The organism is Streptomyces sp. NPDC020299 (genome assembly GCF_044387825.1).
Taxonomy (GTDB): Bacteria; Actinomycetota; Actinomycetes; order Streptomycetales; family Streptomycetaceae; genus Streptomyces.
Map to the genome: position 1 here is coordinate 181021 of NZ_JBIRWL010000011.1, position 17772 is coordinate 198792.

15 protein-coding genes and 1 riboswitch are annotated in these 17772 nt (G+C 72.1%); of the genes, 11 read left to right on the plus strand and 4 right to left on the minus strand.

What is annotated here, in order from left to right:
* Genes hpnH through ACH45E_RS27390 form a run of 4 tightly spaced genes read left to right on the plus strand, consistent with a single transcriptional unit; the run spans position 1 to position 5481 of the window.
* Entirely contained in the window at positions 1-1023 is a 1023-nt protein-coding gene (gene hpnH, locus ACH45E_RS27375) for an adenosyl-hopene transferase HpnH (RefSeq protein ID WP_361446667.1), read from the plus strand.
* 4 nt (positions 1024-1027) lie between these two features.
* On the plus strand, positions 1028-2143 hold the full coding sequence (gene ispG / locus ACH45E_RS27380) for a flavodoxin-dependent (E)-4-hydroxy-3-methylbut-2-enyl-diphosphate synthase (RefSeq protein ID WP_361446669.1): 1116 nt from the start codon (positions 1028-1030) through the stop codon (positions 2141-2143).
* A gap of 36 nt (positions 2144-2179) precedes the next feature.
* Positions 2180-4099 carry a 1-deoxy-D-xylulose-5-phosphate synthase gene (gene dxs, locus ACH45E_RS27385; RefSeq protein WP_361446671.1) on the plus strand — a complete coding sequence of 640 codons (1920 nt, stop codon included), beginning with the start codon at positions 2180-2182 and terminating at the stop codon, positions 4097-4099.
* Complete coding sequence (locus tag ACH45E_RS27390) at positions 4096-5481, plus strand: aspartate aminotransferase family protein (protein WP_361446673.1); 1386 nt, start codon at positions 4096-4098, stop codon at positions 5479-5481. The genes dxs and ACH45E_RS27390 overlap by 4 nt, the downstream gene beginning before the upstream one ends.
* Before the next feature lie 5 nt (positions 5482-5486).
* Here the strand turns inward: ACH45E_RS27390 and ACH45E_RS27395 are convergent, their stop codons facing one another.
* The gene (locus ACH45E_RS27395) at positions 5487-5660 is read right to left on the minus strand and encodes a hypothetical protein (RefSeq protein ID WP_361446674.1); all 174 of its coding nucleotides are present in this window, start codon (positions 5658-5660) and stop codon (positions 5487-5489) included.
* 145 nt (positions 5661-5805) lie between these two features.
* Here ACH45E_RS27395 and ACH45E_RS27400 point away from each other — a divergent pair, with 145 nt between their 5' ends.
* Positions 5806-6429, plus strand: a complete 624-nt coding sequence (locus tag ACH45E_RS27400) for an XRE family transcriptional regulator (RefSeq protein WP_361446676.1) — start codon at positions 5806-5808, stop codon at positions 6427-6429.
* Positions 6426-6548: a DUF6126 family protein gene (locus tag ACH45E_RS27405; protein WP_361446678.1), complete on the plus strand. Its 123-nt coding sequence runs from the start codon at positions 6426-6428 to the stop codon at positions 6546-6548. Before ACH45E_RS27400 ends, ACH45E_RS27405 begins: the two co-directional genes overlap by 4 nt.
* A 36-nt stretch (positions 6549-6584) precedes the next feature.
* Here the strand turns inward: ACH45E_RS27405 and ACH45E_RS27410 are convergent, their stop codons facing one another.
* Entirely contained in the window at positions 6585-7382 is a 798-nt protein-coding gene (locus ACH45E_RS27410; protein ID WP_361446680.1) for a tyrosine-protein phosphatase, read from the minus strand.
* Between the two features lie 170 nt (positions 7383-7552).
* Here ACH45E_RS27410 and ACH45E_RS27415 point away from each other — a divergent pair, with 170 nt between their 5' ends.
* From ACH45E_RS27415 to ACH45E_RS27425, 3 genes are all read left to right on the plus strand, one after another.
* Positions 7553-9625, plus strand: a complete 2073-nt coding sequence (locus ACH45E_RS27415) for an alpha-galactosidase (RefSeq protein WP_361446940.1) — start codon at positions 7553-7555, stop codon at positions 9623-9625.
* Positions 9626-9931: 306 nt separating this feature from the next.
* A riboswitch (cyclic di-AMP (ydaO/yuaA leader) is annotated at positions 9932-10091 on the plus strand.
* Positions 10092-10095: 4 nt separating this feature from the next.
* Positions 10096-11019, plus strand: a complete 924-nt coding sequence (locus ACH45E_RS27420; protein ID WP_361446682.1) for a LysM peptidoglycan-binding domain-containing M23 family metallopeptidase — start codon at positions 10096-10098, stop codon at positions 11017-11019.
* Between the two features lie 200 nt (positions 11020-11219).
* Entirely contained in the window at positions 11220-12005 is a 786-nt protein-coding gene (locus ACH45E_RS27425) for an SGNH/GDSL hydrolase family protein (RefSeq protein ID WP_361446942.1), read from the plus strand.
* Positions 12006-12257: 252 nt separating this feature from the next.
* Here the strand turns inward: ACH45E_RS27425 and ACH45E_RS27430 are convergent, their stop codons facing one another.
* Together ACH45E_RS27430 and ACH45E_RS27435 are read right to left on the minus strand one after the other, a co-directional pair.
* Positions 12258-12872 carry a TetR/AcrR family transcriptional regulator gene (locus tag ACH45E_RS27430; protein WP_361446683.1) on the minus strand — a complete coding sequence of 205 codons (615 nt, stop codon included), beginning with the start codon at positions 12870-12872 and terminating at the stop codon, positions 12258-12260.
* 55 nt (positions 12873-12927) lie between these two features.
* Positions 12928-14106: a Glu/Leu/Phe/Val dehydrogenase dimerization domain-containing protein gene (locus ACH45E_RS27435; RefSeq protein ID WP_361446684.1), complete on the minus strand. Its 1179-nt coding sequence runs from the start codon at positions 14104-14106 to the stop codon at positions 12928-12930.
* Between the two features lie 181 nt (positions 14107-14287).
* Here ACH45E_RS27435 and ACH45E_RS27440 point away from each other — a divergent pair, with 181 nt between their 5' ends.
* On the plus strand, positions 14288-15580 hold the full coding sequence (locus ACH45E_RS27440; RefSeq protein ID WP_399041634.1) for an MBL fold metallo-hydrolase: 1293 nt from the start codon (positions 14288-14290) through the stop codon (positions 15578-15580).
* A gap of 278 nt (positions 15581-15858) precedes the next feature.
* Entirely contained in the window at positions 15859-17733 is a 1875-nt protein-coding gene (locus tag ACH45E_RS27445) for an ATP-binding protein (protein WP_361446688.1), read from the plus strand.
* Positions 17734-17772 lie beyond the last annotated feature (39 nt).

Here is a 17772-nt window from a genome sequence, read left to right on the forward strand (position 1 = left end):
ATGGCCATGCCGCTGCGTCAGTCCATCAAGGTCGCTACATACCTGGCCGAACAGAAACTCCGTAAGCGGGACAAGTTCCCGCTCATCGTGGAGCTGGAGCCCCTCTTCGCCTGCAACCTCAAGTGCGAGGGCTGCGGAAAGATCCAGCACCCGGCAGGGGTGCTCAAGCAGCGCATGCCGGTGGCGCAGGCCGTGGGGGCGGTGCTCGAATCCGGTGCGCCCATGGTCTCCATCGCCGGCGGCGAACCCCTGATGCACCCTCAGATCGACGAGATCGTGCGTCAGTTGGTGGCGAAGCGGAAGTACGTCTTCCTGTGCACCAACGCCATGTTGCTGCGCAAGAAGATGGACAAGTTCAAGCCCTCTCCCTACTTCGCGTTCGCGGTGCACATCGACGGGCTGCGGGAGCGGCACGACGAGTCGGTCGCGAAGGAGGGCGTGTTCGACGAGGCGGTGGCGGCCATCAAGGAGGCCAAGCGGCGCGGCTTCCGGGTGACCACCAACTCGACCTTCTTCAACACGGACACCCCGCAGACGATCATCGAGGTGCTCAACTTCCTCAACGACGACCTCGAGGTCGACGAGATGATGATCTCGCCCGCCTACGCCTACGAGAAGGCGCCCGACCAGGAGCACTTCCTGGGCGTGGAGCAGACCCGCGAGCTGTTCAAGAAGGCCTTCGCGGGCGGCAACCGGCGCCGCTGGCGGCTCAACCACTCCCCGCTGTTCCTCGACTTCCTGGAGGGCAAGGTCGACTTCCCGTGCACCGCCTGGGCGATCCCGAACTACTCGCTCTTCGGCTGGCAGCGGCCCTGCTATCTGATGAGCGACGGGTACGTGCCGACGTACCGGGAACTCATCGAGGACACCGACTGGGACAAGTACGGCCGGGGCAAGGACCCGCGCTGCGCCAACTGCATGGCGCACTGCGGCTACGAGCCCACCGCCGTGCTGGCCACCATGGGGTCGCTCAAGGAGTCCCTGCGCGCCATGCGCGAGACGGTCTCCGGGAACCGGGAGTGACGTCATGACCGCCGTCCCCTTGGGCGTTCCCGAGGTACCGGTCCGGCCGGTGGCGCCGCGGCGTGTGTCGCGGCGGATCCAGGTCGGGCCGGTGGCGGTCGGGGGCGGGGCCCCGGTGTCGGTGCAGTCGATGACGACGACCCGTACGTCCGACATCGGTGCCACCCTGCAGCAGATCGCGGAACTGACCGCGTCCGGCTGTCAGATCGTGCGGGTCGCCTGCCCGACGCAGGACGACGCGGACGCGCTGGCGACGATCGCACGCAAGTCGCAGATCCCGGTCATCGCCGACATCCACTTCCAGCCGAAGTACGTGTTCGCCGCGATCGAGGCGGGCTGTGCGGCGGTGCGGGTGAACCCCGGCAACATCAAGCAGTTCGACGACAAGGTCAGGGAGATCGCGAAGGCGGCCAAGGACCACGGCACGCCGATCCGCATCGGCGTCAACGCCGGTTCGCTGGACCGTCGCCTGCTCCAGAAGTACGGCAGGGCGACCCCCGAGGCGCTGGTCGAGTCCGCGCTGTGGGAGGCGTCCCTCTTCGAGGAGCACGACTTCCGGGACATCAAGATCTCCGTCAAGCACAACGACCCGGTCGTCATGATCGAGGCCTACCGGCAGCTCGCCGCGGAGTGCGACTACCCCCTCCACCTGGGCGTCACGGAGGCCGGTCCGGCCTTCCAGGGCACCATCAAGTCGGCCGTCGCCTTCGGGGCGCTGCTCAGCGGGGGGATCGGCGACACGATCCGGGTGTCGCTGAGCGCGCCGCCCGTGGAGGAGGTCAAGGTCGGCATCCAGATCCTTCAGTCGCTGGGCCTCAGGCAGCGCCGGCTGGAGATCGTCTCCTGCCCGTCCTGCGGCCGCGCTCAGGTCGACGTCTACAAGCTCGCCGACGAGGTCACGGCCGGCCTGGAGGGCATGGAGGTCCCGCTGCGCGTCGCCGTCATGGGCTGCGTCGTCAACGGCCCCGGCGAGGCCCGCGAGGCCGACCTCGGCGTCGCCTCCGGCAACGGCAAGGGCCAGATCTTCGTCAAGGGCGAGGTCGTCAAGACCGTCCCCGAGTCCAGGATCGTGGAGACCCTGATCGAGGAGGCCCTGAAGCTCGCCGAGCAGATGAAGTGAGTCCGAAGCCAGCACGGACCTGGAGGGGGCCCGATCGTGACGATTCTGGAGACCATCCGGCAACCACGCGACCTGAAAGCGCTGTCCGAGGCGGAACTCGGTGAACTGTCCGAAGAGATACGCGAGTTCCTGGTGCACGCGGTGGCCCGCACCGGCGGGCACCTCGGACCCAACCTGGGCGTGGTGGAACTCACCGTCGCGCTCCACCGGGTCTTCGAGTCGCCGGTCGACCGCATCCTCTGGGACACCGGCCACCAGAGCTATGTGCACAAGCTGCTGACCGGCCGTCAGGACTTCTCCAAGCTGCGCGGCAAGGGCGGCCTGTCCGGCTATCCCTCGCGCGAGGAGTCCGAGCACGACGTCATCGAGAACAGCCATGCCTCCACCGCGCTGGGCTGGGCCGACGGGCTCGCCAAGGCCCGTCAGGTGCAGGGCGGGACGGGGCACGTCGTCGCGGTCATCGGCGACGGCGCGCTGACCGGCGGCATGGCCTGGGAGGCGCTGAACAACATCGCGGCCGCCAGGGACCGGCCGCTGATCATCGTCGTCAACGACAACGAGCGCTCCTACGCGCCCACCATCGGCGGTCTCGCCAACCACCTCGCCACCCTGCGCACCACCGACGGCTACGAGAAGGTCCTGGCCTGGGGCAAGGACGTCCTGCTGCGCACTCCGGTGGTCGGCGGCACGATCTACGAGTCCCTGCACGGCGCGAAGAAGGGCTTCAAGGACGCCTTCGCCCCGCAGGGCATGTTCGAGGACCTGGGCCTGAAGTACGTCGGCCCCATCGACGGCCACGACATCCTGGCCGTCGAGTCGGCGCTGCGCCGCGCGAAACGCTTCCACGGGCCCGTCCTCGTCCACTGCCTCACGGAGAAGGGCCGCGGCTACGAACCCGCCCTCGCCCACGAGGAGGACCACTTCCACACCGTCGGCGTCATGGACCCGCTGACCTGCGCCCCGCTCGTCCCGGCCGGCGGCCCGTCGTGGACCTCGGTGTTCGGCGACGAGATCGTGCGGATCGGCGAGGAGCGGGAGGACGTCGTGGCGATCACGGCGGCCATGCTCCACCCGGTGGGCCTCGGCAGGTTCGCCGAACGCTTCCCGGACCGGGTGTGGGACGTGGGCATCGCCGAGCAGCACGCGGCCGTGTCGGCGGCCGGCCTGGCCACCGGAGGCCTGCACCCGGTCGTCGCCGTGTACGCCACCTTCCTCAACCGTGCCTTCGACCAGCTGCTGATGGACGTGGCGCTGCACCGTTGCGGGGTCACCTTCGTCCTGGACCGGGCCGGTGTCACCGGCGCCGACGGGCCCTCCCACAACGGCATGTGGGACATGTCGGTGCTCCAGGTCGTCCCCGGCCTCAGAATCGCCGCGCCGCGCGACGCCGAACAGCTGCGCGCCCAGCTGCGCGAGGCCGTCGCCGTCGACGACGCGCCCACCCTGGTCCGCTTCCCCAAGGAGGCCGTCGGCCCCGAGATCCCGGCCGTCGGCCACGTCGGCGGCATGGACGTGCTGCACCGCGCCGAACACCCCGAGGTGCTCCTCGTCGCCGTCGGCGTGATGGCGCCGGTGTGCCTCCAGGCGGCCGAGCTGCTCGAGGCCCGGGGCCTCGGCTGCACGGTGGTCGACCCCCGCTGGGTCAAGCCCGTCGACCCGGCGCTGCCCGGGCTCGCCGCCGGGCACCGGCTGGTGGCCGTCGTGGAGGACAACAGCCGCGCGGCCGGTGTCGGCTCCGCCGTGGCGCTGGCCCTCGGCGACGCCGACGTGGACGTACCCGTACGGCGCTTCGGGATCCCCGAGCAGTTCCTCGCGCACGCCAAGCGCGGCGAGGTGCTGGCCGACATCGGGCTGACGCCGGTCGAGGTGGCCGGACGGATCGGCGCGAGCCTGGCCGTCGGGGAAGCCGCCGGCCCGGGCCCCCGGAGAGCGAAGAATCAGGAGAACGCTGAATGACCACGGAGTTCGACCTCGGCGCACTCCTGGCCGAGCGCGGAGCCGAGCGCTACGAGCTGCACGCCAGGTACCTCAACCACCAGCTGCCGCGCATGCTGCACACCATCGGCTTCGACAAGGTCTACGAGCGGGCCGAGGGCGCCTACTTCTGGGACACGGACGGCGACGACTACCTCGACATGCTCGCCGGGTTCGGGGTGATGGGCCTCGGCCGTCACCACCCCGTCGTCCGCAAGGCGCTGCACGACGTCCTCGACGCCTCCCTCGCCGACCTCACCCGCTTCGACTGCCAGCCGCTGCCCGGGCTGCTGGCCGAGAAGCTCCTCGCCCACAGCCCGCACCTGGACCGGGTGTTCTTCGGCAACAGCGGCACCGAGGCGGTGGAGACCGCCCTGAAGTTCGCCCGGTACGCCACCGGCAGACCCAGGGTCCTGTACTGCGACCACGCCTTCCACGGCCTGACCACCGGCTCCCTGTCGGTCAACGGCGAGAACGGCTTCCGGGACGGCTTCGCCCCGCTGCTGCCCGACACGGCCGTACCGCTGGGCGATCTGGACGCCCTTGCCCGGGAGCTGAAGAAGGGCGACGTCGCCGCCCTGATCGTCGAGCCGATCCAGGGCAAGGGCGTCCACGAGGCCCCGCCCGGCTATCTGCGCGCCGCCCAGGAACTGCTGCACCGGCACAAGGCCCTGCTCATCGCCGACGAGGTGCAGACCGGCCTCGGCCGCACCGGCGACTTCTACGCCTACCAGCACGAGGACGGCGTCGAGCCGGACCTGGTGTGCGTGGCCAAGGCCCTGTCCGGCGGATACGTCCCGGTCGGTGCGACCCTCGGCAAGGAGTGGATCTTCAAGAAGGTCTACTCGTCCATGGACCGGGTGCTGGTCCACTCGGCGAGCTTCGGCTCCAACGCGCAGGCCATGGCGGCCGGCCTCGCCGTGCTGTCGGTCATGGAGAACGAGCAGATCGTCGCGAACGCCCGCGCGACCGGAGAGCGGCTGAAGTCCCGGCTCGCCGCACTGACCGGCACGTACGAGCTGCTCGCCGACGTCCGCGGCCGGGGCCTGATGATCGGCATCGAGTTCGGCAGGCCCAGCTCGCTGAAACTGCGCAGCCGCTGGACCATGCTCCAGGCCGCCCGCAAGGGCCTGTTCGCGCAGATGGTGGTCGTCCCGCTGCTCCAGCGGCACCGCATCCTCACCCAGGTCTCCGGCGACCACCTGGAGGTGATCAAGCTGATCCCGCCGCTGGTCATCGGCGAGCGGGAGGTGGACCGGTTCGTCGACGCCTTCACCGCCGTGATGGACGACGCGCACAGCGGCGGCGGCCTGATGTGGGACTTCGGCAAGACACTGATCAAGCAGGCGGTGGCCAACCGCTGACGGCCCTAGCCGGGCAGCACCACGAAGAGGAGGAAGAGATCGGCGAGCCCGGTCGCTCCGAGGACCAGGCCGACGGCGGATGTCCACAGGCGGCCGACACCGCGCCCCGGGTAGTACAGGCCCATGGCGCCGAAGGTGACGGAGAGTCCACCGGCGAGGAGCGACCAGGGCAGTAGCATGAACGTGAGCGTGGGCCACACGCTCGTCGCGGCCACGAGCCCCAGTTGGAGCGCGAGGGGGCCGAGAGCAAGTCCGCGGGCGGCCCGTTTTTGCCTCCGGGGCAAAGAAATTGCCCCACAGGTAAAATCGAGGCTCAATGGAGGCATGAACGCCTCAGAAGCCGCGCCGCCGGCAGGCCAGGGCGACGACCTGCCCGCCGTGGCGCCGCAGCTCCGCGCCCTGCGCCGGCGCGCCGGCCTCACCCTGGAGGCCGCGGCCCGCGCCGCCGGCCTCTCGCCCGCCCACCTCTCCCGGCTGGAGACCGGCGGGCGCCAGCCCTCGCTGCCCATGCTGCTCGCGCTGGCCCGTATCTACAGTACGACCGTCTCGGAGCTGCTCGGCGAGACGGTCGCCGAACGGGACGCCATCGTGCGCGCCGCCGACATGGAGCCGACCCGGGCGGGCGGCTGGACGTACTTCCAGGCCGGATCCCCCGGGCGGGGCATGCAGGCACTGCGCGTCCGGGTGCCGTACGGCACCCAGGGCGACATCGTGCGGGTCCACCCCGGCGAGGAGTGGCTCTACGTCCTGGGGGGCCGCCTCAGACTGCGCCTCGGCGACAGCGCGCACCTGCTCGCGCCCGGCGACAGCGCGCACTTCGACTCGCTCACCCCGCACCGCCTCGCCGCCGAGGACCACGACGGCGTGGAGCTGCTGTTCGTCCACACCCTGCTGCAGAGCCCCACGGCCACCCTGTGCCTGGGCCCCCTGACTGGAGAGCTGCCATGAGCGACTACGAGGAGAAGTTCCCCCGCTCCCTGTGGATCCGGCTGATCATCTACATCGCCGTCGGCCACCTCTTCGCCGCGTTCCTCTACCTGCTGTTCGCGGTGGGCGCCAAGGGCTGACCGCAGCCGGCCGCCGTCACCCGTCGTCAGTCGCCGTCAGTCGAGGAGGCGTTCGCGCAGCCGCTCCCGGGTCCCAGGGGTGAGCCTCAGGCCCTGTTCCAGATAGGTGTCGACCCCGCCCCACGTCTCCTCGATGCTCGTGAAGGCCGCAGCCAGATACTCGGCCCGCGCGTCGAAGAGCGGGCTGAGCAGCTCCATCACCTCGGGGGTGTACGCGGTGTCCGGGCTGCCGTTTCGGCGCACCCGGTAACGCCGGTGCTTGGCATTGGACTCGAGGTAGTCGGCGACGATCGCCTCGCGCTCCACACCCACCGCGAGAAGGGTCACGGCCACGGAGATGCCCGCGCGGTCCTTGCCCGCCGCGCAGTGCATCAGCGCGGGGACGCTGTCCTCGGCGAGGGCGTGCAGCACCTGGGAGTGCTCGGCCGTGCGCTCCTTCACGATCCGGCGGTACGAGGTGATCATCCGGTTCGCCGCCTTGCCGTCCGCGAGGATGACGCGCAGCTGGTCGAGGTCGCCGTCGCGGACCATCTTCCAGAACTCGGCGCCGTCCGCCGGGTCGCTCAGCGGCAGGTTCACATTGCGCACGCCGGGCAGCTCGACGTCCGGGCCCTCGAGCTTCTTGTCGGCCGCGTTGCGGAAGTCGAAGACCGTGTGCAGGCCCAGTGTGGAGAGGAACACCGCGTCCTGATCGGTGGCGTGCGCGAGATGACCGCTGCGGAACAGCACCCCGGAGCGCACCCGCCGTCCGTCCGTCGTGGGCATGCCGCCCACGTCCCGGAAATTGCGTACTCCGGACAGCTCCGGCTCGGTCGACGGGACCTGCTGCGTCACGTGGGCTCCTCGCGGTCGCTCCCGTCGTCGCGGCTCGCCGGCGGGCACGCTGTCGACGATACGACATCGGTTTTCCCAGGCAATGAGTTGTCCACAGGCGTTGCCTCGGGGCCGCGGGCGCTTGATGATGTTGGGGCGTGAGCGGATCTGTTGGCACCTGTGAGGGTTCGATGGTGGATATCGCCGAAAACGGTCGTACGTGGCTCCTGACGGGGCCCACCAGCGCTTACGCGCTGCATCTCACGGAGGCGCACGAGCTGCTCCACCTCCACTGGGGCCCGCGCGTCGCGCTCGCCGACGCCGAGGCCCTCGCCGTCCGTCCGCTGCCCGGCTACTGGCCCTTCGAGTCCCCGCTCGACGGCCGCGAGGAGTACCCGGTGGAGGGCGGTCCCCGCTTCGTCCGGCCCGCCCTGTCCGTGCGCACCGAGGAGCGGCGCGGCACCGAGTGGACCTTCGAGGCGTACGACACCGAGGGCGACGAGCTGCGGCTGCGCTTCAGGGACGGCGGTCTTGCCGTCACGCTCCACTACCGGATGCGCGGGGACGTCGTCGAGCGCTGGGTGACGGTCGGCAACGGCGGCGACGCGCGCGTGGAGCTGCTGCGCGCCGACGCCGCCACCTGGACCCTGCCCGACCGGGACGGCTGGCGGCTGTCCCAGCTGCACGGCCGCTGGGCCGCCGAGTCCCGGCTGACCAGCGCTCCGCTCACGTACGGCGACAAGGTCATCGGCAGCCGCCGCGGTCACACCGGTCACCAGCACCTGCCCTGGGTCGCCCTCGACACCGGCGCCGGCGAGGAGCACGGGGAGGTCTACGGCTGCGCCCTCGGCTGGTCGGGGTCCTGGCGGATCGCGGTCGCCCAACTCCCCGACGCGCGCGTGCAGATCACCGGCGGCGCCGGCTACGACGACTCGGGCCTGCTGACCCTGGCGCCGGGGGAGTCGTACACCACGCCCGTCTTCGCGGGCCTGTGGAGCGACGGCGGCTTCGGCGGTGCCAGCCGTGCCTGGCACGCCTATCAGCGGGCGTACGTCATCCCGGACGCCGACCGCGACCGGCCCGTGCTGTTCAACTCCTGGGAGGCGACGAACTTCGACATCTCCGAGGAGCAGCAGGCGACCCTCGCCCGGCGGGCGGCGGCGATCGGTGTCGAGCTGTTCGTGGTCGACGACGGCTGGTTCGGTGCCCGCACCAGCGACCGCGCCGGTCTCGGCGACTGGACGCCCAACCCCGACCGCTTCCCGAACGGCCTCAAGCCTCTCGCGGACCAGGTGCACGCCCTCGGCATGCAGTTCGGCATCTGGGTCGAGCCCGAGATGGTCAACCCGGACAGCGAGCTGTACCGCGCCCACCCGGACTGGGCGCAGTTCCAGCCGGGACGGAAGCGGACGGAGTTCCGCAACCAGCTCGTCCTCAACCTCGCCCGCGAGGAGGTCCGGCAGTACCTCTGGGAGCAGCTCGACGGGCTCCTGTCCAGCGCCCCGGTCGACTATGTGAAGTGGGACTTCAACCGCTGCTTCACCGACGCCGGCTGGCCCGCCGAGCCGTACCCGCAGCGCCTGTGGGTGGACCACGTCCGGGGCTTCTACGGGCTCCTCGACCGGCTGCGGGCGGCCCACCCGGGCGTCGCCTTCGAGTCCTGCTCGGGTGGTGGCGGCCGGATCGACCTCGGCGTCATGAGCCGTACGGACCAGGTGTGGACCTCCGACAACACCGACCCGCTGGACCGGCTGGCCATCCAGCACGGCTTCAGCCAGATCCATCCCGCGCGGGTCATGGCCGCCTGGGTCACCGACAGCCCGAACACCCAGCTCAACGACCGGGTCAGCTCCCTGAAGTTCCGCTTCGTGAGTGCCATGGCCGGGGTTCTCGGCGTCGGTGGCGACCTCTCGGAGTGGACGGAGGGGGAACTCGCCGAGGCCCGGGAGTGGGTGGAGCTCTACAAAAAGATCCGCCCGGTCGTGCAGCGCGGCGACCTCCATCGGCTGCGGCCGCCGGAGGGCGGGCTGAGCGCGGTGCAGTACGTCCTCGGGGGCGAGACGGTCGTCCTCGCCTGGCTCCAGGCGCAGCGGTACGGCGAGCCGGTCCCCGCGCTGCGGCTGCGCGGCCTCGACCCCACGGCGTCGTACGAATGCCGCGAAACGGGTGAAATCCACCGGGGTGCCGTTCTGCTGCACCACGGGCTGCGTACGGGTTTGCGCGGCGACTTCGATGCGGCGGTCATCCGGCTGCGACGCATCTGAGTAATCTGCCCGAATTGGGTCCTTCGTTATAACTAACCGTGAAATAGGGGGTAATGGGGGTCGAGTGGTGAGGAGGGTCATATTCGTGACCGTCCGTTGTGCGTCATGTTCACGTAATCCGCATAAGTTTCCTGGGATTTGAAGGGGTGAAGGAGAAGGGAATTCACGGAGGGTGACCGGGAATTCCCGTAACGGATCAAGCGAAACACGGACAGAGGGAACCATCTGCTTGTCCCTTCGTGTCCCGCTCGCTTACGTTCGCCACCAATCCGGACGGAACGCCGAATCCTGCCGCCGCCCGGAGCCCGGACACACTCACCCGTGCACGGCAGGAGCGGGGGACCCACCAGGTACGACTGCCTGTCCCGGTCTCCGGGACGGCTAGGGGTGAAGCCGTGCTCCGCGCGCGGCCGGGCAGCTCCAGCCCGAACCCGACAGCTCACCTCGCAGGCGCCGGAGAGGAATTCGCCATGCCCGCGAAGGGTAAGCACCGCCGTCCCAAGAACCGGCGTTTCACCCGCTCCATCGCCGTCGCCGGAACCGGCGGCGCCGCGCTGGCGCTGCCCCTCATGGGGGCCGGCGGCGCCCATGCGGCCACCGCGGCCACCGCGAAGGACTCCGTTTCCGAAAAGGCCGTCCAGGCCGTGCCGGTGGCCGAGCGGAAGGCCTCCGCAGCGCATGCGGGCGCGCACACCTACACGGTCCGGTCGGGCGACTGGCTCGCGAAGATAGCCGACGAGCACGACGTCCGCGGCGGCTGGCACCGGCTCTACGCGGACAACCGCGAGGCCGTCGGCAGCGATCCCTCGCTGATCCACCCCGGTCTGAAGCTGACCCTCGGGAAGCAGGCCGCCGGTACCGGCACGAGCACCAAGTCCTCCGCTTCCAGGAAGACTTCGTCCTCCGCGCACACGACCACGCCCTCGGCCTCGCGGTCGGCCACGCGGACCCGGCCGGCGCCCGCCGCGGCGCCGAACGCCGCCACCGGCTTCACCCTCCCGGTGTCGGGCGGCACCATCGGCACCGGCTACCACGTGCCGGGCGGCATGTGGTCCAGCGGCTACCACACGGGCGTCGACTTCGTCGTCCCGACCGGCACCTCCGTCAAGGCCGTGGGCGCGGGCACGGTCGTCTCCGCCGGCTGGGGCGGCGCCTACGGCAACCAGGTCGTGATCAGGCTCGCCGACGGCTACTACGCGCAGTACGGCCACCTCTCCTCGATCTCCGTCTCGGCCGGGCAGACCGTGGCCGCGGGCCGGCAGATAGGCCTCTCCGGCGCGACCGGCAACGTGACCGGCCCGCACCTGCACTTCGAGATCCGCACCACGCCGGACTACGGCTCGGACGTGGACCCGGTCGGCTACCTCCGCTCGCACGGCGTCGCCGTCGCCTGACGGTCCCTGGACCACCGAAGGCCGGACCCCTGATCCCCGGGTCCGGTCTTCGGTGTGCGCGGGCGTATTCCCGCCCGGCGCCCTTCGGTGCCGTGGCTTATCTCACCGTCCGTCAACCCCGTATTACGGTCGCGTAGGTCACATCGGAAGGTGAATCATGGGCCGATGTGGCAGACGATTCGAAGAGTGACAACAGAGCAGTGATCGGGTCGTACGTGGCGGTGGGGGACAGCTTCACCGAGGGCGTGGGCGACCCCGGCCCCGACGGGGCGTTCGTCGGCTGGGCCGACCGGTTCGCGGTCCTCCTCGCGGACCGGCGGCCCGAGGGCGACTTCAGGTACGCGAACCTCGCGGTGCGCGGCAAGCTGCTGGACCAGATCGTGGCGGACCAGCTCCCGCGCGCCGTCGAACTCGCCCCGGACCTGGTGTCCTTCTGCGCGGGCGGCAACGACATCATCCGCCCCGGCACCGACCCCGACGAGGTGGCCGAGCGCTTCGAGCTGGCGGTGGCACAGCTCACCTCCGTCGCGGGCACGGTCATGGTGACGACCGGCTTCGACACGCGTGGCGTGCCCGTGCTCAAGCATCTGCGCGGCAAGATCGCCACGTACAACGGTCATGTGCGGGCCATCGCCGACCGGTACGGCTGTCCCGTCCTCGACCTGTGGTCCCTGAGGACGGTCCAGGACCGGCGAGCCTGGGACCACGACCGGCTCCACCTCTCGTCCGAGGGGCACACGCGCGTGGCCCTGCGGGCCGGCCAGCTGCTCGGCCTGGAGGTCCCCGCCGACCCGGAGCAGCCCTGGCCGCCGCTCCCGTCCCGGGGCCCGCTCGACATCCGCCGCGACGACGTCCACTGGGCCCGCGAGTACCTGGTCCCGTGGATCGGCCGCCGGCTGCGCGGCGAGTCCTCCGGCGACCACGTGACCGCCAAGGGCGCCCTGTCCCCGGACGACATCAGGACCCGGATCGCCTCGGTGGCCTGACCGGGCCCCTCCGGGGGGCCGGCGGTGGCTGTCCGGAGGCGGTACGGCGCCGGGCCGCGGTGCCGTACCGGCCCCGGGCGGTCGCGGCACGGGCTCGCACGGTCCCCTGCGGGAGCCTTGCCCTGCCGCGGTCGGGTACGCCTGCGTCGGGGCGCAGCCCGTGCCGAGGAGTGCCGGCTCTGCACGCGCGGCCGAGCGCTCCGCGTAGGCCGTGGCATCCGGCGGCGCGGCCTCTGCCGTCCGCGCGGAGCGTCAGCGTTCCGTCAGATCGTCCCGGTCCAGGCCCAGTTCGCGGGCCAGGGACTCGTCCACCCACTCCTGGGCGCGGGAGCGGGGCACCGCGCCGGGGTAGGACGTCAGCTGGACGGCGAGGCCGTCGAGGAGGGCCGTCAGGCGCAGGGCCGTGGCGGTGGGGTCCGGGCAGTCGAATTCGCCCGCCTCGACGCCCTCGGCGATGACCTCGGTGATCGCCGCCTTCCACTGCCGGTCCAGATCGCGGGTGACCTCCCGCAGGGCCGGCTCGCGCAGCGCCACCGCCCAGCCCTCGATCCACAGCCGCCAGCCCTTGGCCTGGCCGGTGGGCGCGTACCAGCGCACGGCAGCCCGCAGCCGGCGCAGCGCGGACGTACGACGGCCCAGCAGCCCCCGCAGATGCGCGAGGTCGCCCTCCGCCGCGTGTGTGAAGGCGGCGGCGACCAGCTTCTCCTTCGTCGAGAAGTGGTACAGGACCAGCGCGTTGCTCACCCCGAGCACCGAGGCCACGTCGGCGATCCGCACCGCCGCCACGCCCCGCAACTCGATCTGCCCGACGGCGGCCCGCAGCAGTTCCTCCCGCCGCTCCGTCACGCTCAACCGCACTCTCGCCACGCCGTCACCCTAATCGGTCACACGCACCCCGCGGCGACGCAGTCCGGCCGTCCGGTCAGCGGTACCAGCCGAAGCGCTCCGCGATCACCGGCAGCCGGTCGGCCACCAGGGCGTGCGCGGCGGCCCGGGGAGTCGTGCCGTCGGCCTCCGCGCGCGCGAGCATCAGGTCGACCAGGGCCCGCATCGAGCGCCGGACGTACACGAACGCCTCCCCGGCGTCCGGGCCGACGTCCCCGAAGAGGGTCCACCACCACCAGGCGTTCGTACCGGAGTTGACCACCACGTCGGGCAGCACGGTCACGCCGCGCGCGGACAGCAGGTCCTCCGCCTCCGGCAGCACCGGCATGTTGGCCGCCTCGACGATCCAGCGGGCGGTGATCCGCTCCTGGCCGGCGGTGTCGATCGCGTACGACACCGCCGCCGGCACCAGCACCTCCGCCTCGGCGGACAGCCAGGCCCCGCCGGGCAGTTCGCGGTCACCGGGGCGCAGTACCGCGCGGTCCACGGTGCCGAACGCGTCCCGCGCGGCGAGCAGCGCCTCGACGTCCAGACCCGCGGGGTTGGCGATCGTGCCCTTGATGTCGGCGACGGCCACGATCCGCAGACCCGCGCGCGCGAGGAACCGCGCCGTCGCCCCGCCCATGGTCCCCAGCCCCTGCACCGCCACCCGCGTGCCCGCACGGGGTACCCCGGCCCGGTCCAGGGCCGCGAGCACCGACTCGGCCACCCCGCAGCCGCCGACGAGTTCGTCCAGGCCGATGCCGTCCACCTCGACGGCGAAGGCCTCCGCGAGCCGCTGCCGGGCCGCCGCCTCGTCGTCGAGCAACGGGTACACGGCCTGCACGCACGACACCAGCCCCGCCTCGGCCACCGCCCGGTCGACCAGGTCCTGGGAGAGGCCGAGGTCCTCGCCGGTGGTCCAGCAGCTCTCGACGTACGGCCGCATCGCGCGCAGGTAGCGCACCAGCAGCCCGTACGCCCCGGGGTCCCGCGGATCGCAGTCGATGCCGCCCTTGGCCCCGCCCAGGGGCACGTACCGGCTCCCGGGGTCGTAGTGCAGGGCCTCTTTCATGGTCATGCCGCGCGCGAGCCCGGTCACCTCCCCGAGGGTGCAGCCGGGCCGCATCCGCAGGCCCCCGCTGGCCACGCCCCGCACCAGCCGGTCGACGACCAGGAACCCCTGGCGTCCGGTGACGTGGTCCGTCCAGACCAGCGACATCAGGGGGGTCGTCATGCGGGGCTCCAGGAAACGGCGGCCGCCGGACCGTCTACTGAACGGCCGGTCAGTACAGTGAGGTGTGTCCGACAGTAGCGGGGCTCCGGCCGGCGGGGCAAGGAACAAACGGACCCCATCCCCGGTTCTCGGAGCGGGGCGACCATAATGGATGGCCTCGCCGACTCCACCTGGAGGTACCGTGACCGGATTGGGTTCCCTGAGCTCCGGGCTGCGCGCGCTGCGGCCCGAGGCCTTCGGCGTGGAGCCCGGCGGTGAGCGCCTGGCCCGCATCCGCAGATCCCCCCACTTCAAGGACGGTGTCTTCCAGAACCCCGGAGGCACCGCCCGCACCCGGCCCTCCGGTTCCACCCTGGACCTGGCGAAGGTCTTCCTCGACAGGGACACCCGCCCCCGGCGCTCCCCGAACGGCACCGTCCCGGTGCACCCCACCACGCTCGCCGACCTCGCCCGCCCGCCCGCCACCGGGCTGCGGCTGACCTGGATGGGCCACTCGAGCGTGCTCGCGGAGATCGACGGGCAGCGGGTGCTGTTCGACCCCGTCTGGGGCGAGCGCTGCTCCCCCTTCCCGTTCGCCGGACCCAAGCGGCTGCACCCGGTGCCGCTGCCGCTGGCCGCGCTCGGCCCGGTCGACGTGGTGGTCATCAGCCACGACCACTACGACCACCTGGACATGCCCACCATCAAGGCGCTGGCCGGGACGGACACGCTCTTCGCCGTGCCGCTCGGCGTCGGAGCCCACCTCGAACAGTGGGGTGTGTCCGAGAGCCGGCTGCGCGAGCTGGACTGGCACGAGGCGACCAAGGTCGCCGGTCTCACCCTGACCGCCACCCCGGCCCGCCACTTCTGCGGACGCGGGCTGCGCAACACCCAGCACACCCTCTGGGCCTCCTGGACCGTCGCCGGCGACGAGCACCGGATCTACCACAGCGGCGACACCGGCTACTTCGACGGCTTCAAGGACATCGGCGCCGACCACGGCCCGTTCGACGCCACGATGATCCAGATCGGCGCCTACAGCGAGTTCTGGCCCGACATCCACATGACGCCCGAGGAGGGCATCCGCGCCCACCTCGACCTCCAGGGCGGTCAGGCCGCCTCCGGTGTGATGCTGCCGATCCACTGGGCCACCTTCAACCTGGCGCCCCACCCCTGGGCGGAGCCCGGCGAGGGCACCGTCGCCGCCGCCCGCGCGGCCGGCGCCCGCGTCGCCCTGCCCCGCCCCGGCGAACCCTTCGAACCCACCGCCGAGACCGTCCCGTCCGACCCGTGGTGGCGCGGCGTGGCCCTCGCCCCGGCGGGCGGCTGGCCGGAGGCCGTCACCGAGGCGACCGTGCAGGCCGCGGCCGGCTCGGCGGCCAAGGCCCAGACGCAGGCCCGGACCCAGGCCCAGACGCAGGCCGACACGGCCGGTGACGCCCTCCGCGGCGCGGCCGAGGACGAAGGGGACCCGGAGACCGTTCCGGCGGGCTGAGCGCGATCGCTCGACGAGGGCCGGGGAGTCATGCACTCCCCGGCCCTCGCGGTGTGTGCGCGACCGCATTCGACCAGGTGAGACCGGTAATTTACGGATCTGTTCGGTGTACTTGGCCGGGTTATCGGTCTGTCGTACGACGCCTCATACCAGAGCGGGACGTGCCCTGGGGGACTTTGTCAACTGCCCACCGCACATGATGCCGAGGCGACTACGGTGAGTGTCCGTCGGACGACGCAGGGCCGATTCGTGCCCGCCGGACCAGTACGAGGACACCCATGTCTCACCTCCGCGCACCGGCCGCGCGCGCCGACCGCCGTGAGGGCGGCCGGCACGGGCGACCGGTCGCCCGCCCCGTTCCCGAACTGCCCGAGACCCATATACGGCCACAGCTCCTGCGTCTCGCGGTGCTGCCGCCCGTCGCGGTCGCGCTCAGCGCCAGCGCGGCCGTCCTGGTCACCGTCCGCTCCGGCGGAGTCCGCCCTGGTCTCACCCTGTGGGCCGTGCTCGCCGGATCGGTCTCGGTGACCGTCGCCGGCATCCTCATCGCCGCCGTCGCCGCCGACCGGACCGCCCGCGCGGTGAGCGACCGGGTCGGCGCCCTGCGCCGCAGCGCCGCCCGTGGCGAGGCCGACCTGCGCGCCCTGGTCGAGGCCCTGCGCAAGGGCGAGAACCCGGCCCCGCGGGGGCCGCGCGGCGGGCCCCCGCAGGACGCCGACGACCTCGAGCTGCTCGCCGCCGACCTCGCCCGCGCCCACGACGGCGCGGTCGCCGCCGTCGTCCAGGCGGCCCAGCTCTCCAGCCAGGCGGGCAGCGAACAGAAACTCGAGGTCTTCGTCAACCTCGCCCGGCGGCTGCAGTCCCTGGTGCACCGGGAGATCTCCATCCTCGACGAGCTGGAGAACGAGATCGAGGACCCCGATCTGCTCAAGGGCCTCTTCCACGTCGACCACCTCGCCACCCGCATCCGGCGGCACGCCGAGAACCTCGCCGTGCTCGGCGGTGCCGTCTCCCGGCGGCAGTGGAGCAACCCGGTCTCCATGACCGAGGTGCTGCGCTCCGCCATCGCCGAGGTCGAGCAGTACTCCCGGGTCCGGCTGGTCCCGCCCATCGACGGCCGGCTGCGCGGGCACGCCGTCGCCGACGTCATCCACCTGCTGGCCGAACTCGTCGAGAACGCCACGCTGTTCTCCGCCCCGCACACCCAGGTGCTGCTCCGCGCCAGCCTCGTCACCTCCGGGCTCGCCGTCGAGGTCGAGGACCGCGGGCTCGGCATGCCGGTCGACGAACAGGCCAGGATGAACGCCCTGCTCGCCGACCCCGACCAGGTCAACGTCGCCAGCCTGCTGGCGGACGGGCGCATCGGCCTCTTCGTGGTCTCGCAGCTCGCCCGGCGGCACGGCATCACCGTCCGGCTGCAGTCGAACATCTACGGCGGTGTGCAGGCCGTCCTCGTCGTCCCGCAGGGCCTCCTGGGCACGGAGCCGGACGACGCGCCGGACGCCGGCCACGCGGACACGGGACAGATCCCGGTGCTCCCGGCTCCGCCGACCGCGCCGGTTCCGCAGGCCCGGCACCAGCCGCCCCGGGCCCCGCAAACCCCGCAGATCCCGCACGCCCGCGGCGACGACACCGTGAACGGGAGCGGGCCGGCCACCGGCGACGGGCCGGGCCGGCACGCGCAGCGCGGGCCCGGCCGGGCGGGAGCCCCGGCGGACGCGGGCCCGCCGCCGCCCCTGCCGGTACGCGGCACCCACGAGCCGCGGGCCACCCCCGCGGAGGCCACCCCCGGCATCCGGCCCGGCGAGCGGCGCACGGTCGCGGAGAACACGGCCGCACCCCTGACTCCGCGCGGCGGCAGCACGGTGCGCGGCACCATGGGCAAGCCACCCCAACTGCCCCGGCGCCGCGCCCAGGAGCACATCGTGCCCCAGCTGCGGGGCGGCCCGGCACCACGCCAGGACAGCGACACCCCCGTGGGCCACGACCCCGGCCTGATGGCCGCCTTCCAGCGGGGGATCGGCCTGGCCGAGTCCCAGCAGCACCTGGAGCGGGCCGACGCCCTCTCGGGAGAGCCGACCGCGACGGGCCACACGGGCTCGGCCCTCCTCGATCTCACCTTCCGGCCCGACGGGAGCGCACCGGCCGGATGACCACCCCCGCCCCCACCCCCAGCGCTCCCGCAGACCTTC